This is a genomic window from Pseudomonas sp. SST3 (assembly GCF_003325755.1).
Map to the genome: position 1 here is coordinate 46,050 of NZ_QORI02000001.1, position 14,561 is coordinate 60,610.

The 14,561-nt window shown below is 55.3% G+C and carries 12 protein-coding genes; 7 read left to right on the forward strand and 5 right to left on the reverse strand.

The window, feature by feature from the left end; translation table 11 throughout:
* Positions 1 to 148 precede the first annotated feature (148 nt).
* Positions 149 to 1,699 (reverse strand): hypothetical protein, encoded by a 1,551-nt coding sequence (locus tag DQ405_RS00235; protein ID WP_168422381.1) that lies wholly within the window; start codon positions 1,697 to 1,699, stop codon positions 149 to 151.
* Positions 1,700 to 2,195: 496 nt separating this feature from the next.
* Here DQ405_RS00235 and DQ405_RS00240 point away from each other — a divergent pair, with 496 nt between their 5' ends.
* The 6 genes from DQ405_RS00240 (at position 2,196) to DQ405_RS00265 (ending at position 8,505) form a co-directional block, all read left to right on the forward strand.
* Entirely contained in the window at positions 2,196 to 2,387 is a 192-nt protein-coding gene (locus tag DQ405_RS00240) for an AbrB/MazE/SpoVT family DNA-binding domain-containing protein (protein ID WP_168422716.1), read from the forward strand.
* A 359-nt stretch (positions 2,388 to 2,746) separates the two neighbouring features.
* Positions 2,747 to 3,358, forward strand: coding sequence for an ATP-binding protein (locus tag DQ405_RS00245; RefSeq protein WP_241729722.1), 612 nt, complete (start codon positions 2,747 to 2,749; stop codon positions 3,356 to 3,358).
* A gap of 463 nt (positions 3,359 to 3,821) precedes the next feature.
* Positions 3,822 to 4,997 (forward strand): SAVED domain-containing protein, encoded by a 1,176-nt coding sequence (locus DQ405_RS00250; RefSeq protein WP_168422382.1) that lies wholly within the window; start codon positions 3,822 to 3,824, stop codon positions 4,995 to 4,997.
* On the forward strand, positions 4,997 to 6,223 hold the full coding sequence (locus DQ405_RS00255; protein ID WP_241729724.1) for a nucleotidyltransferase domain-containing protein: 1,227 nt from the start codon (positions 4,997 to 4,999) through the stop codon (positions 6,221 to 6,223). The genes DQ405_RS00250 and DQ405_RS00255 overlap by 1 nt, the downstream gene beginning before the upstream one ends.
* Before the next feature lie 993 nt (positions 6,224 to 7,216).
* Complete coding sequence (locus DQ405_RS27375; RefSeq protein WP_241729726.1) at positions 7,217 to 8,017, forward strand: ThiF family adenylyltransferase; 801 nt, start codon at positions 7,217 to 7,219, stop codon at positions 8,015 to 8,017.
* Positions 8,014 to 8,505: a Mov34/MPN/PAD-1 family protein gene (locus DQ405_RS00265; RefSeq protein WP_168422383.1), complete on the forward strand. Its 492-nt coding sequence runs from the start codon at positions 8,014 to 8,016 to the stop codon at positions 8,503 to 8,505. The genes DQ405_RS27375 and DQ405_RS00265 overlap by 4 nt, the downstream gene beginning before the upstream one ends.
* Here the strand turns inward: DQ405_RS00265 and DQ405_RS00270 are convergent.
* Positions 8,502 to 9,047: a 3'-5' exonuclease gene (locus DQ405_RS00270; protein ID WP_178113952.1), complete on the reverse strand. Its 546-nt coding sequence runs from the start codon at positions 9,045 to 9,047 to the stop codon at positions 8,502 to 8,504. The two genes, DQ405_RS00265 and DQ405_RS00270, sit on opposite strands and share 4 nt — an antisense overlap.
* Positions 9,048 to 9,127: 80 nt before the next feature.
* Between DQ405_RS00270 and DQ405_RS00275 the strand changes: the two genes are divergently transcribed.
* Positions 9,128 to 10,045 (forward strand): hypothetical protein, encoded by a 918-nt coding sequence (locus tag DQ405_RS00275; protein WP_168422384.1) that lies wholly within the window; start codon positions 9,128 to 9,130, stop codon positions 10,043 to 10,045.
* 1,208 nt (positions 10,046 to 11,253) lie between these two features.
* On the opposite strand, the gene DQ405_RS00280 is transcribed toward DQ405_RS00275, so the two are convergent.
* The 3 genes from DQ405_RS00280 to DQ405_RS27380 form a co-directional block, all read right to left on the reverse strand.
* Positions 11,254 to 12,528 carry an ATP-binding domain-containing protein gene (locus tag DQ405_RS00280; RefSeq protein ID WP_241729728.1) on the reverse strand — a complete coding sequence of 425 codons (1,275 nt, stop codon included), beginning with the start codon at positions 12,526 to 12,528 and terminating at the stop codon, positions 11,254 to 11,256.
* Positions 12,510 to 13,850 carry an ATP-dependent nuclease gene (locus DQ405_RS00285; RefSeq protein WP_241729730.1) on the reverse strand — a complete coding sequence of 447 codons (1,341 nt, stop codon included), beginning with the start codon at positions 13,848 to 13,850 and terminating at the stop codon, positions 12,510 to 12,512. Before DQ405_RS00285 ends, DQ405_RS00280 begins: the two co-directional genes overlap by 19 nt.
* 233 nt (positions 13,851 to 14,083) lie before the next feature.
* Positions 14,084 to 14,296 (reverse strand): AAA family ATPase, encoded by a 213-nt coding sequence (locus tag DQ405_RS27380; RefSeq protein ID WP_241729733.1) that lies wholly within the window; start codon positions 14,294 to 14,296, stop codon positions 14,084 to 14,086.
* Between the last annotated feature and the right edge of the window lie 265 nt (positions 14,297 to 14,561).

A 14,561-nucleotide genomic window follows, 5' to 3' on the forward strand; every position in this document is an offset into this window, starting at 1 on the left:
CGAAAGTGTTTTTACACACTCTGGGCCGAAAGCAGCCCCTCGTGGTCGGCAGCTTTCGGCTAGAAGCGGCCGGTCAGCAGCCCTCGTAACGGCGGCGCGTCGTCACCCCCGAACGCATTTGCAATGCCCGCACACTCGCCGCTCAGCGTTATTCGCGTAAGAAAATCTCGATGCTGCCCTGCTTACGCGGCTCAAAGATGCACCTCGCCGTGTAGCCGATCTCCGTACCAAAAACGTTCTTGGCATCAAAGTTTAAAAGCACCTGGACGTTCCCGGTGGTCTTGGCGGTCGTTGCACTGGTACCAGTGAAACTGTGGAAGTTGACCGAACTCGGGATGGTCGCGCTCCGTTTCGTCATGTCCCTACACGCAACAATGGCCTCACCTTCGTCCCAAGAGTTTTCTGCCTGTGTACGCACCTCGGCGCCGCTCTTAAGTTCAGCCTCGGTCAGGTAGATCCGGTTCTCGTTGGTGCAGTCAATGAAGAACTTGAGTGATCGCAGCGTGCTTTCGTCGCTGAGCTGGACATTCTCGACGTAGTCGCATTTTCCGCTGTCAATCACGCGCTCAGCCGCTGTGCGGCGGAAGCTTTTAATCTCCGTTAGCCGGCTGCGATATTTGGCCGTGAGCTTCGGATACTGTGCCGAAGTGTATTCGTCGATCGCGTAGTCTCGGATGCGAGTGGTGTAGTTCTCCTGGCGCTTCCGCTCGGCCTTGGCAGCGGCCTCCTTGGCTTCGAAGGCTTCCTTTTTCAGTTCGTATTCACCCTTGAGCGCGACCAGATCAGAATCAGAAACCGCGCTGTACTTTTCCATGATCGCTTTCGCGTCCGTAAATCGCTCTTCTTGGATGGCCCGACTTAGGTTTTCGAGGACCTCTAAGCGCTTCGCCGCGAACTCATTGGCGGCTTGAGCCTCTACCGCCAGCCTTTTCTGTTCGGTATCCACGCGACGCTGCTCGGCAACTCTCTGCCGCTCAATCGCCCGCTGCTTTTGCTGTTCGGCAAGGAGGGCCTGGCTCTCGCCGTAGACCGCCTGGGCATGCTGGAAGTAGGAGATGTTGGCCAGTAACACGATGCCCAGAATCGCCCAAATTCCGAGGTTGTATCGGTCGTACCACGGTGCTTTCTGTACCATTTTCTGGTGTGTCAGCGGGTTGAACACCAAGCCGGCAACCAGCATCAGCAAGGCCCCCAGCCAGCCTTGGTGGATGGCGGTGTAGACCGCGACGGCGATGAACACTATCGAGAAAAGCCAGCGGGCCGGGATCAACAACTTTTCAGCCTCGCCGGCCGGCTGGATCGCGCCGGCTGCATACTCTTCGACAGGGAACTGACGGGGGAACACATCGCCGTCCAACAGTTGGAGAAGCATGGTCGTGGCGAATTGGTGGAAGACAGCCTGATCGGCCCGGGTCCTGATGAAACCCTCGACCTTCGGGCGGACGACCATAGTGATGAACTTGTCGAGCTCAGCTTTCCACTTCGAATCGTCGACGACCTGATATCCCTTATCTTCGACCAGCAAAACCGACTTGTCTTTCAGCTCAACGTAATGCGTTTCAACGGCGGCCATCACCGCCTTGCCGTAGGCGACCCCCTTTTTCTTGGTCTGCATCGCAGCCAGTTGCTCACGAGTCAGCCAGAAAAGGTAAGCACCCAGCGCCAGCAGCACCAGAACGAGATAGAGCTTGGGACTCATGCGGAACTCCTTTTCAGAGCATCTGTTTGTGGTTCTTTTGCACACACACCATAGCATTCCGCCAGCAGCGGAAGCTCGCCTGCATGAGTAGTTGTCGTTACATATCCGAGGAAGCGTGGGGCTGTGGGAAAAGGCAAAAGGGGCCAGATTTACTTTCCTAACCTTAACGCCCGCTCTTGGCCGGCTTCTGCCAGTCAGTCGTCACAGGCCGCTTTGGGTTGGCGGCGGGTAGCCAAAGGGCAGCTACCAGCCCGTTAGCCCGTATTTCAGGAAAGCGAATATAATAATGTCGATTGCTCCGAGAATAGTTGGCACCTTGCCTCCCCTTGGAGACACCCGAAAGCCCACCCAATTAGGTGGGCTTTTCTATTTGTGCGATCCCATCGGCATGCCTGTACCCAAGCCGCTACGACATGGCGTGCGCGACGGCAAGGCACCTCCCCTCGATGAAAATGCCATACTTCAACTTACAGCTTTCTGCGGCGAGGGTAGCGTTATGGACACATCTGATAGCTGGCGAGTTGTCTGCCAAGATCCGGGAGACGGCAGCGGAGACGTTATCGTTGAGCTTCCATCCGAGCTACTCGAGAAGCTTGGTTGGACGTTGGGTGATGAGCTGGCGATTGAGAAGAAGGAGGAACGCATCTCCCTAAAGCTCAAACAGCGAACCGTGAACACACCATCCTAGGGCGGACAGCGCAGCATTCGGTTTCGGCCAAAAGCAGCCGATCCGCACTACGGCTTAGCGATCTGCGACCTTACACGACAACAAAAATCTTCAGCGGACGAAAACCGCTGGATATCATGGCTCAGGGGAGCATGATTTCCCGGAGAATCGAGTCGCTGAGCCCCAACGCAGTGGTGAGGACGCCTTTCATCCGAAAGGCATTTATGGCCTTTCTTTAGCTCAAAGCTCAGGTTTTAGCAGGTCTTATCAATGAGAAGCCAGGTACATGCACCAGAGAGCTCTCGCCGTGATGATCTGCGTAAGCGTGTTCATATTGCGATTGAGCGCATCCGCATCGGACGTCGACAAAAAGCGTAATCATGGTTGGCCGGCGTGGTGTCGGCAAAACTGCTCTGCTCAACCTGTTTTTTCACGAGACGGATCATTCCCAGACCCAGTGCGTGCGGGTAGATGCGACGGAATCGCGCTCGCTGCCGTCGATGCTTACCCCTGCCTTTCATCTGGCCTTGCTACGTATGAGCACGGTGGATGCAGCGAAGGCCTCCGCTGCTCGAGGTCTACGAGCGCTGTCTAGCTTTGCCAGAGGTCAGAAGGCTAAGTTTGCCGACATTGACGTTGAATTGGATTACGAGCCAGAAGCCGGGCTGGCTGATAACGGGGACCTCGATGGTGATCTGACAGCATTGCTCATTCAGATAGGTGCAGCAGCTAAAGCTGCGGATACAGCCTTGGTCATTTTGTTGGACGACATGCAGTACATCGAAGAGGCCCAGCTGGCCGCGTTGATCTCAGCACTGCACCGTGTTTCACAACTGGTCCTGCCCGTCATTCTCGTAGGTGCAGGTCTACCACAAATTCGGGGTCGAGCTGGGAACGCTAAATCCTACGCAGAGCGAATGTTCGATTATCCGGAGATCGAGCCAGTAATCCAACAAACGTCGATCGGTGTTCCTATGGATGCTTTGAAATAGCCAGGTATTTGCGACCGACTGTAGGCGTAGGCGTGTCCGAACGAAGCCTAACGTCCTTAACCTCAAGGCTCGTTGGCTGACTTTCAGGCGCTACTCCCGAAAAGTGAGGTAGGAAGCATTATCTACAGGGCTAAGCGGAGCGATGAACATTTCCCAAAGCCCCACGCGTCAGGGCGACGCAAAGATGCCGGGCATCCATGTTGTCATGGGACGGGATGACGGCCACCTCGGTTTCCAGGCCTTTGAGCAGCAGGGTGCCGCCAATCACCCGCGAGCCAGCTGTCGATTCTCGTGACGATTGCGCTCCCGCTTGCGAACGGTAGCGGCGCTCAACAAACGGCTGGAGGTGCCGATATTTATATTAGCCGCTTCGCTTCCCCAGGCTTGAATTCCGACTCAGCGCCCCTATCTGATCTCAAAGAGCCAGTACGCATCAGTGTTCCTGATATCTCAAGGAGGCCTCGTGGGAAAACAAGAAAAAGCCAAAATTGCCACCGGTCGCTACAACACCGACGACGTGACGAAGCGTGTCGTGTGGACTCAGGCTGCAGGCCATTGTGAGTTGTGCGGCACCGATCTAATGTACGACTACCGTGCAGGTAAGCCCATGAACTGGGGCGAGGTAGCCCACATCCTGCCAGCTAGTCCAAAGGGCCCACGGGGTCAGTCTGACCATGACGAGGGCAAGGCCGCGTCGCTTACCAACGACCCAGCCAATCTCATGCTTCTCTGCCCTGGCTGCCATGACAAAATCGATCGGGATGCTGATGGATATCCGGAAAGCGATCTGAGCGGCCTGCACCAAGCGTATCTGGAGCGAATCCGGCTGGCGGCAACCACTCCTGACGGTGGTAGAGCGATTCCAGTAATTGTCCAAAGCCAGCATTTCGCGACGAACAACGACATACCCGTTCGTGATCTGTTGGTGGCAATGTCGTCAGAGGGACTGACTGCATTCGATCATCCCATCAAGATCACTTTTCCGGCCCCGAGCCATCGTGGCAGGGATGCCCACTATTGGCAGAGTATTCAGGACAATATTCAGCACGAATTAGAGCAGCAGCTAAAGCGCCGCGGAGGAGCCTATGGTGATGCTCCTGCGCTGGCCGTAGTGGGCGTGGCAGATATCCCGGCGCTGATCATGCTAGGGCAGTCCTTAGGTGATCGATCCAAGCGCCTGCTTTTCTCGTTCAATCGCGAGCACCAACTACGTTGGCCTGACCAGTCAGCCGAGCCTCCGAGGTTTCTGTTCACCCCGCCCGCGGATGGTGAAGGCCCGCTTGCTCTTGTGTTGTCTATCTCCGCGCAAGTCCCCACTCGCGATGTCGAAGAGGCATTGCCTAGCGCACGTATCGCAGAGCTGACCATCCCAGTGCCCAGCTATGCGATGGTTCAGAACCGTCGCGTGATACACGCGTTTCGCGACGCTCTACAAACACACTTGAGCCGGCTTGAGGCCATGACTGCAGACACAATCCATGTGTTTGCAGCAATTCCCGCTGCTTTGGCAATTGAGTTCGGTGCCTTGCTCACCACGCAACACCAACACGCCTACCTGATTTTCGATCGAGATAAAGACAACCAAAACAGGTTCACGCCAACACTACAGTTGGGCCACCAAGCCCAGGAGCTTCATTGATGTCCATGAGCAATGAGCAGACCAAGCGCGGGAGCTGGGAGCACTTTCTGCTCCGCGCCGCGAGGGAGATCTCACTGTCGGAAGCACAGTATGAGAAGATCAACGACCGATACTCCCAGCTGGAGCGGATCCTCAACGCGTCCGACGATCCACTACTGGCGGAGGCGCATATTTTCGTCCAAGGCTCCATGCGCCTGAAGACGACAATCAAACCCGTTTCTGACGCTCCAGAGGATCTGGACACCATCGATGCGGACGCCATTGTTTGGCTCCCTCATGCCCAAGGGGCTGAAGCTCAAGAAGTTCTGGATGCCATTGAGGAACGCTTCAAAGCTGGCAGCCGCGTCCAGGAAGAAATCAAGCAGCTACGTCGGGGCATCCGGATCATCTATGCCGATGAAAACCCCGGATTCCACATCGATGTCACACCGGCGCGTGCCATCAATGGGAATTCTCAGGGCAATGGCGAAGGTAAGCTGGAAGTGCCAGATCGGGTAACTGGCTGGAAAGCGAGCAGCCCGATCCCCTACTCCAACTGGCTGCATGTGGCTTCAAAGCAGACGATTTCGTTGGAGCATCTGGCCGTCGCAAAAAGTCAGCGCGCCTTTGATGCCGCCACTCAGGATCCGCTGCCGCAGTATGAGGACTACCTCGATCAAGACCCACTTCGGGCAACGATTAAGCTGCTGAAGCGACATCGGGATGAGTGGGCCATCCGCACCAAAAATGCAGACCATCGTCCGATTTCGGCAGTTATCACCACACTCGCTACCCACGCCTACCTTGAAGTGGCGAAAGAGTCTCAGTCGTCGCCGCTAAAGCCGCTGGACGCTATCCTCGAAATCGTCCGGCGGATGCCGGATCACGTCAAACGCCAAGGGAATGAATGCCTGGTCTGCAACCCGGCGGATAACGGCGAAAACTTCGCTGAGAAATGGAACAGGCCGCTCGACGGGCACCGTTACCGCCGGGCATTCCAGGAGTGGCATGAGAACGCCAGCGCATCAGTGTCCCTGGGGCTTGAAAGCTTCGAGTCCGCAGAGGCTTTTGTCAAAGCAGTGAAGGAAAACTTTGGCATGGGCTCTACCTTCATTTCGGCAGTGAACAGCGAGATTCCGTCCAATTGGACATGCCTGGCCGCCCGGACGGAACCACCCGAAACTCCACATCGATGGGAGCACTGTTTGGTGGTTTCAGCGGAACAGCGAGCTCTCAAGAGGATGTGAAGCCAGTTGGGCGTCTTGGTTGATCACACCGATACGCCTCTGCAGCGCGGTATAGCCGCGCTGCGAGGCGCGCTTGGCGAAGATGCCGCACTAGCACTGCTTCGGCCTGTGGCCACACGTGCTGACGAAGCTGCGAGTTACTGCTTTCCGTTGCCAGTGGACTATACGGGCACGGAGCGGCTCCTACGCATCTGCTTTCCGAGGAATTTCCCCCGCAGCGGGTTAAGGCTTACTGTCGAGCCTTCGCCATGGCTTATATGGCCCCACGCCATGGAAGTCGGGCTTTGCCTTCATGGCTTCCAAGAGCGCCCAGTCATGGGCACCCCCGAACATGTTGTATCGGACAGCTTGGCTCGGTTACGCAAGATAGTTAACCTGTCCCGAATGGGGTCATGCGCAGCTACCCGGGACGCCGAATTTCGGCGAGAAATCACAACCTACTGGTCTAGGCAGCAGGGACTGTCCCTACAGAACCTCATTCTTTTAGATCGCCCCCAAGCCGCCTCAAAGCTGTTTGCCCTAAGCGACCCTCGGCAAGCATTGCCGTCTGGCCAGGAGACAGTCTGGCTCGCAACTGATCTGTCATCACTCAAAAACCACTGCAGGCGCACGATTGGACGTTCTCCAAGGATGCGTGCCCCGGAGACCCCTGGATTTTACGCGAAGCTTCAGAGTTATCCGGACCTACGTCTTCCAGCGCCTGAGCTACTGCTCACATGGCTCATGCCGCACTTAGCCCCTGGCGATAGCGCTCAGCTGTTAGCTTGGTTCAGTGAGCGTGGCTCGCTACCCAATCGTTGGATTGCTTTGGAGCTTCCTGGAGATTCCAGCGCTCCAATCTACTGCCTTAACGTTCGCACTTACGGCCCGCAGCTGGATCGAGGCTCGAAGTTTTACCTGCGGTCAGCGCGACGCAGACCAGCAGTTACGGTCAGCCATCCCCCGGTTCTGATCCGAGCAACGACGCTGGATGTGCTGGACCGGACGGAAATTTTGTCCCGTGACCTGAGCGGTATGGCGCAGAATCTGGAAGGGACTCGCGTAGTTTGTGTTGGGATAGGCTCGTTGGGCAGCACGGTTGCCCTCCAGTTGGCGCGCTCGGGTGTCGGGCATCTGACACTCATTGACCCTGACCACTTGGTGTCTGCGAATCTTGGCAGGCACGTGCTTGGGGCCGATGACCTAGGCCTCCCAAAGGCCGAAGCGCTTCAGGAAAAAATTCGCAAAGACCTACCCACTACGGAGGTCACGGCGTTCCCAACCTTCGCCGAAGTGGTGATGTACACGAATCCCGAGGTTTTCGAGAAAGCGGACCTGGTGGTGGTTACTACCGCGGATTGGCAGTCGGAGGTGGCACTGTGGGGACCCAAGTCAAATGGCACCTCCTGGGCTTTACTTCAGGCCTGGAGTGAGCCCCATACACAAGTGGGGCATGTGCTTCTTGCGCCTTCTGGAGCATTTGATGCTCGAGGCCTATTCACACAAAACGGTGATTTTAAGCATAAGTTCACCGAGTGGCCGGAAGGTGGGGTCATCGCCCTTCCCGCCTGCGGAGAGAGCTTCATCCCAGGAGGCTCTCTAGGAATGGTGAACATTGCTTCGATGGTTTCTCAAACCGCATTACGAGTGTTGAGCGGCAGCATCGAAAGGCCGAGTTGGGTCAGCAGCATCAATAAACCTCATGATGTGACGACGCTGGGCGGGAGGTACCTTGGGCCAGAGCTGCCTGCGGGGATACAGCAAACCCAATTGGAGCGTGATTGGCCGGAGCTGCTGCTGGAGAGAGCTCAATGACCCCAATTGCCTGGCAGTGGAGCTGGCCCGGGGTGGACATGCATCTGTTGGTATCGCAGGACGTCGCAAGCTTACTGGAGAGTTACAGGCAGCGGCGTTTTGATGTGGAGCGAGGGGGACAGCTTTTTGTCGACCCCTCAAACGCTAACGGATTGATACTCGTCTTGGCGACTCCACCCCATAAAAATGATCGGGCAGGCAGGACGTGGTTTGAACTGAATGCTCGTCGCTGCCGGGAGGAAATTGAACGGGCTAATGCAGCAGGGCTCCGCCTGGTGGGTTACTGGCATACCCACCCGCAAAGCATTCCTATGATCTCCCCCACAGATATCAGGAGCTTTTCCAGCTTTGCAGCGCACTACACTCAGGATCTACCACACCCGCTGGCTATCATCGTAGGCAACTCCAACGGCCCTGAAGGCATAAAGGCTTGGTCCTTCAGGGAGGGACACTATGTCGAGGCCGCATGGACCAACTGGCCTACCTAGCGATTGCGACCTTCTGCCAGCATGAGAGCGAACAACTCCCCCTGAAATCGTGCATCTTCCAACGCGTTATGGTTGGGTGCGCTATGGGGGCTGAGCCGAGCTGTCATCTGAGAGGATTTGGTTTCCTTCCAGCGACACCCGGTAACCCCCATGTAATACGCCTTCATATCGATTGCGGTGAAGCCAAAGGGGTTCATCCCAGAATACTTATGGAAGTAGTAATTGATGAAGGACCAGTCAAATGGAGCATTAAGCCCCACGAAAACGATTTTCTGCCCTGCTAGGCACACCTGAGTCAGCCATTGCTCCAGATTGAGCATCGCCACCTGCGGAGGAAGCCCTTCACTTTCGAGCTTGGTGAGGTCGAGGCCAGTCACGGCGACTGCCTCCGGATCGTGCTCTAGGCCATCTGGCTGAAGCTCGAGATAGATGGACTGGGCAGGCTCTGAGACGAGGCAAGCCCCTATGGAAAGCAGGCTATAAATGCCCGGTACCGGCCCAGAAGTCTCGACATCGACGGAAACATAAAGCTCATCGATCATAATCTTGCCCCTTATTTTTCCGACAGTATGCTGGGAGTTGGATAAGGCTCACACCCCAACTCGATGGAGAGATAAGCGTCGTGGATAATGCTCGTGACTGCGTTACCAAGGGAATTATTGAGGCCGAAGACCTCAAGCTGTTGGCAGTAGTGGACACCTATGGCTACCAGTGCACTGGTTGTGACACTCAGGCCTTCCCGCGGTCCTACCGCCCGGAAAATCTACTGCGCGCCCACTTTCAAATTCGCGACCCTCACGGCCCAAATTGTAAGGCGGAGGGAGAAAGCAAGATATTAGCTCAGGGTAAGAGCGGCAGTGTTCAGCAGGAGTTAGAGACCTACCCGGGTCTATCTCCCGCCCGCTTACAACTAATAGACACTCGCACGATCGTCGATCCCGCCTTACCTCGCATAGAAAAACAGACACAGAGCGTTGGTCGGCAGGATACAACGGGCAATACGGCTCGCAGAGAAGGAAGACGCGCAGCTAACAGTATTCGCCCAATCTGCCGTGCATTTTTGTGCTTCCCCTACGATCGCCATCTTTCGCTAGAAGTCCCCGGTGTTGCTCCGACGACCTATCAAACCGCCTTCAAAAAACTCCGTTCGAAAGGTTTTGAGCTGTTTGCCCAAGCGCGTGTTTTCTATGGTGAGTTGGCATGGTCTCATGCCGTAGAGTCCTCAGAACACCTGACCATTTCGCTCAATGCGGGAGAATGGGCCGATAAAAAGCTTTCGCCCTACCAAGTGATCGTCCACTGGCAAGAATGGTCAGCGGTTGCACGCGGGCGGCTCAAGAATGAGCTGGAAGTAGCCCGAAAGGAGGGAATGGAAGCCAGAAAAGCGAAGCAAGCGTCACGCAGCTATCTATTCTTTATAGGTAACCAAGACGCACAGAACTCTGCTCTGTTCCATGTGATGGACCATAGGCTTATTTGCACCTTACACGACGAATTAGTGTTCCCGCCGAAGACAGCAGTTGGGTCGCCTTCACAGTAGCTACTGCAGTAGCGCTGGGTTGATGGGGCCACAGTGGTCAAAGGCTGTGGGATGCCCGGCTGCCCAGAGCATATCCCGACGCTTTGGCATAGAGCATGGCAGATTGCCCATTGCTCCAACGACATACTGCATCAGCTCCTTCAAATCCCAGCCACGACGAGTCGCCCAAGGGGCTGTGAAACTGCACTGAGTTGACCAGCCATTTGCACAGCTGACCACTCAATTGCATCCAACTGCCCACGCTTTGCATTCGACTTGACTAGTGCACGTCGGAGTAACGACCGGCAGAGAACGGCCAAAAGCGAACAGCTGGTAAGGCGCCTACAATCCTGAACTGTTAGCTAACCGCAAAAACTCGCCTCCCTTCGACACAGGTCCGTCTGCTCAACAATCGTAGACATCTGATGCTAATGGCCCAAAACCACCATCCGTAAGCGACTGCTTTCGGGCCGGACGTACACACTTACTCCGAACAGGTTCATGAGAGGCAAGGCATCAGGTTCCGCGATAGCTCTTTTTCCGGGAGGTATTAGGCGATACAGCAGGTAGTTGATGTATCGCATTCAGATTCCTTTCCGAGAGTGGCCTACCTTGTCGATGCCTAGGTAGTGCACTTTCGAGAGGAGAGCCAACCTTGGCCCCCTCGACGCATTTAATAGGACATTAGATGAGGGATGCAATTAAGGGGCGGAGGATGCGAATGAGTGTCGGCGAATGCGAATGAGTGGCGAAGCCGTGCGATTGGTTGCCGATTTTGAGAAGTTTATGATGTCGGTTTTGCGTGCGGATCACTGTCGGTTAGGTATGCGCATTAGTGTCGGAACCATGCGAATACTCAACTACAACCGCATTGAGTAAGTCGTGGCAGAAAAGGGGACGCACGCAAGGGCAAGGGCAAGGGCAAGGGCTGCAAGCTCCGTCCTACCACTGCATCCAACACTGAAATCTCCGGTCATCACATGGATAAAACTGGTCCTGCTGTTGTGCCGCTGCGGGGCCGCTCGACTCGGCGCTAGCGTCAAGGCCAATGGCCCCCACACCTTGGTTGGCCTTTCGTGAAATGCGGCGGCATCAAGGTTGCCGGTTTGGGTGCGCATGGCCCGAGCTACCGCTGCCACCAACGCTCCGGAACTTGAATCCCTCCTAAACTTCCCATGGGAGGGAGTTTATGATCTTGCGCAGCGCATCCTGATTTTAGACACTTCGATTTAAGCGAACGGAGGTGCAACCATAGCTCGCGCGCTCTGAACTAGGACTAAACATTGCCCTTTCGCTCGCGTGATCGCATTGTAAAGAAGCCGCCTTTTCTGGGTATCGTCCCCCCCAATTGCTGCAGGCCAAAGTACAAGCACCAAATCGAACTCACGATTTTTTGCACCATGCACCGTCAGAGCTCGAATCCCAGCACCATCATTGCCTGCAAGCCGGCGCTGATTGGAAAATGTCTGGCGGATCGCATCTTCCATTTCCTCGCGGGAAAATGTGGTCCGTCCTTTAGTTCTTCGCTGCCTATCAACCCAGCGGATAAAATCCTGGACAATGCCTCGCGGCTTTCCCTCCATCAACGCGAGCGCGTCAATGACGCTAGCATGGTCGGGCAACGCCAACTCAGCGATGAATGCTTCTGAGCGAACCGACTCCGACTGCTCCAAGATTACACGGTGCGGGCCATTCCCTTTTTTGGTGGTGCGCGTCTCTACCCATTCGCGTACTGCGTGAGCAAAGGTACCCATTGTCGGAGTGATGATCGCAACTCTATTGCCGGCTCTGTTCCAACTGATCGCATTAGATATCCACGTACCCGCTAACCCTGCGTTCGCAGTTGCCACCACCTTGAACTGACCAGAGCTTCGAGGTGCCAGCCCAGAGCGGACCGCCCTCGCAGCAGCAAGTAGATCACGATCATTCGTACGCATAGGCCGATCTAACGTGACCTCGTTTCCGACAGCGGCTAACCACTCACACGCTAAATTTGGACGGAGCTCCTCCACCAGACACTGAAACTCATCGGATGCAACAAGCAACTCCACATGAGCCGCGAGCGATTGAAGGATAGCAAGTCGGCTGGGCGTTAAGTCTTGCGCCTCATCGACCACGATCACAGGAAAGGCACCGGCGACCCAACGGGCAACCTCGTCACGGGCAACCAACTCTGACGCCAGGCCGCAAATTTGCTCGTATGCACCAGCCTCAGGAAGCTCTCTACCCAAGTAATGAATCAGCGCTCTCCAGCGACTGACTACCCGCCATGCGAAGCTGTCGAGGGTGCTGCATTCGTAACGACGATTAAGACCAATTACTCCCGCTAAACGGTCATCCAACCGTCGCCTTGAGCCATGCATGAATGTAAGAGCAAGCACTCTTTGACCATCCTGCAACGGCTGATGGTTCAACTGTGCCGTGAGCGAGCACATAAGTTGAAAGGTTTTGCCACAACCTGCAGGCCCTGAGAAAGATCTAACTGTCATCGATGAAATACCCAAGCACCCTCGTCACCTTGGGCAAAATGACGATTAGGACGACCCGCACACGCTAGGGCTAATGCGCTAAACAGGTCAGCAGCCCTACGACGGCACTCCGCCGAGTTAACAATGGCGTCCGCTAATGCCTCATAGCAGATCACATCCATTTTCTTGAGTTTCAGATGTGCCACGATATCTGCCACGGATGCCGGAGGTACGGTTGGCATATCATTCAGCGCCCTCACCATTTTCTCTTCTTCCGCCTCAAGTACCCACCCCAAGACATCCTCGATCATCTCGCCGTTAGCCCATCGGATGATTACTGGCGGGGGAGTTTGTAACTCTCGTAACCCCCGCGTGTAACGGCGCCCATCTGCGTCGCCATCAACAAGACAGCAAACACGCTTATGCGCGGAAGACAGAAGTTGGTAGGTCTCGACCACTTTTGCATCTTCCGTCGGCACGACCCCCACCTGAAGGCCGAACATTGCATCCATACCGGTTGACCACCCCTCACTCAGCATCAACGGGCGAAGAACTGTTTTCAACAGCTGAAAATCCGCTCGCCCCTCGGGCACAAGCACGCACGGGTGCATGAGTGCCGAAAGCACATCCACTCGGCTTTGCTGGAAGAACTTGCGCTTCCAATTAGGTGCCTCAGGCGGCAGTTTTTTGGGTAAAAAAGGCAATGCTGATAGCTGTCCGTCCACATTACGAAGGATCAGTACAGATGCGGGATCCGAGGTCGCAGCAATAAGAGGTGAATGAGTGGTAACAAAAGTCTGAGTGGAAAGAGCCTGCACACGCTGCACCAACTGTTGCTGACCTGCTGGCGGCAGGTGCAGTTCAGGCTCTTCTAAAGCCATCAGAAATCCTTCGCCAGCAGCGGCTCGACCTCTGCCTAACTCTAGCAACAACAAGAGCCCTTGAAGCGATATGAGGCCACTGCCTTGGCGGGCTGCGGGAACTCCCAATCCTTCGCCGACCGCGAAATGTGCAGCGACAGAATCCAGCAGGGATCGACTGTCTGTGCTGGTTACCCTCAGCTGTACAGAGGGTGCATTGGGAATGCACTTTGCCAACTCAGCGTTGACGTTCTCGATGAGAAGAGAAATCTGCCGATCATTTTCAATTGGAGTTTCCGGTCTTCTCAGCCGATCTCTTTCTGCAAGTATCGCTGATGAAGGCTGCGCCGCAGCAGCCTGCAAAGTACGGCGGAACAACTCGCTACCCCATGAGAAAACTTTGTCCCAAGTCCGGCTAGCCCTTACGAGGTAAAACCCCATCTCCTTTATGAGCTTGGGCGGCACGCCCACAGGCGCATCATCTGCAAAAGGATCCATAGGATTATCATGGTCATGGAAATACCTGACCAATTCTACGCTCAGTGAATCACGATCGAAGTACGCTTGAACACCGAGTTGACAACACAACATCCAAGTCGGATCAACCCTAACAGGACTCACGTTACCGTTAGCCTCATCAAGCCACTTTGGAACACCCCTCCCATCTCGAAACCAGTCCAAGTGATCACCAGGATCTTGACTGGGAAACCCTGTGACAGTTGCGACAAGCTTTATCCGATCCCCAGGCTGGGGATCGGATCCAAAAAATCGTGCTCGGTAAGCTCTCGTACCATCCGCTCTCGGCCGAATAGCAACGTAAGAGCCTCTATTACAGTAGTTTTCCCAGTGTTGTTAGCGCCGACTAACACTGTGTGCTGCTTGAAGTGAACCGCCCCTTGGCGAACACCTCGGAAATTCGAAATCTCTAGAACCGCAACTCTCATCCCAACTCCTTTTGTCAAATACTACGGGTAGATTTATTAGGTTGCGGCTGAGCGGATCGAAGTACTCGCCACAAGAAGTACCCAACAAGACTATGCGGTATGCGAGTTTTACCCGGTAGCTGCCTCCCTACAGACTACCTGTATGGCGTTGACCAGAAATATACTGATGCCACCATAATCCACCCTCTCCCAGCAGCCTAAGCATGCTGGCGATGATGCTAGGTTTGTTTCTCACAGCCCTGCTCTGCAAAGCTATTCCTATGTG

Bases quoted from the DNA above. Each gene is read 5' to 3' on its own strand.
- DQ405_RS00240 (WP_168422716.1), top strand. From the start codon at position 2,196: ATGGACACATCTGATAGCTGGCGAGTTGTCTGCCAAGATCCGGGAGAC.
- DQ405_RS27380 (WP_241729733.1), bottom strand. From the start codon at position 14,296: ATGAGAGTTGCGGTTCTAGAGATTTCGAATTTCCGAGGTGTTCGCCAA.
- DQ405_RS00265 (WP_168422383.1), top strand. From the start codon at position 8,014: ATGACCCCAATTGCCTGGCAGTGGAGCTGGCCCGGGGTGGACATGCAT.
- DQ405_RS00245 (WP_241729722.1), top strand. From the start codon at position 2,747: ATGGTTGGCCGGCGTGGTGTCGGCAAAACTGCTCTGCTCAACCTGTTT.
- DQ405_RS00270 (WP_178113952.1), bottom strand. From the start codon at position 9,047: ATGATCGATGAGCTTTATGTTTCCGTCGATGTCGAGACTTCTGGGCCG.
- DQ405_RS00235 (WP_168422381.1), bottom strand. From the start codon at position 1,699: ATGAGTCCCAAGCTCTATCTCGTTCTGGTGCTGCTGGCGCTGGGTGCT.
- DQ405_RS00285 (WP_241729730.1), bottom strand. From the start codon at position 13,850: ATGGATCCTTTTGCAGATGATGCGCCTGTGGGCGTGCCGCCCAAGCTC.
- DQ405_RS00255 (WP_241729724.1), top strand. From the start codon at position 4,997: ATGTCCATGAGCAATGAGCAGACCAAGCGCGGGAGCTGGGAGCACTTT.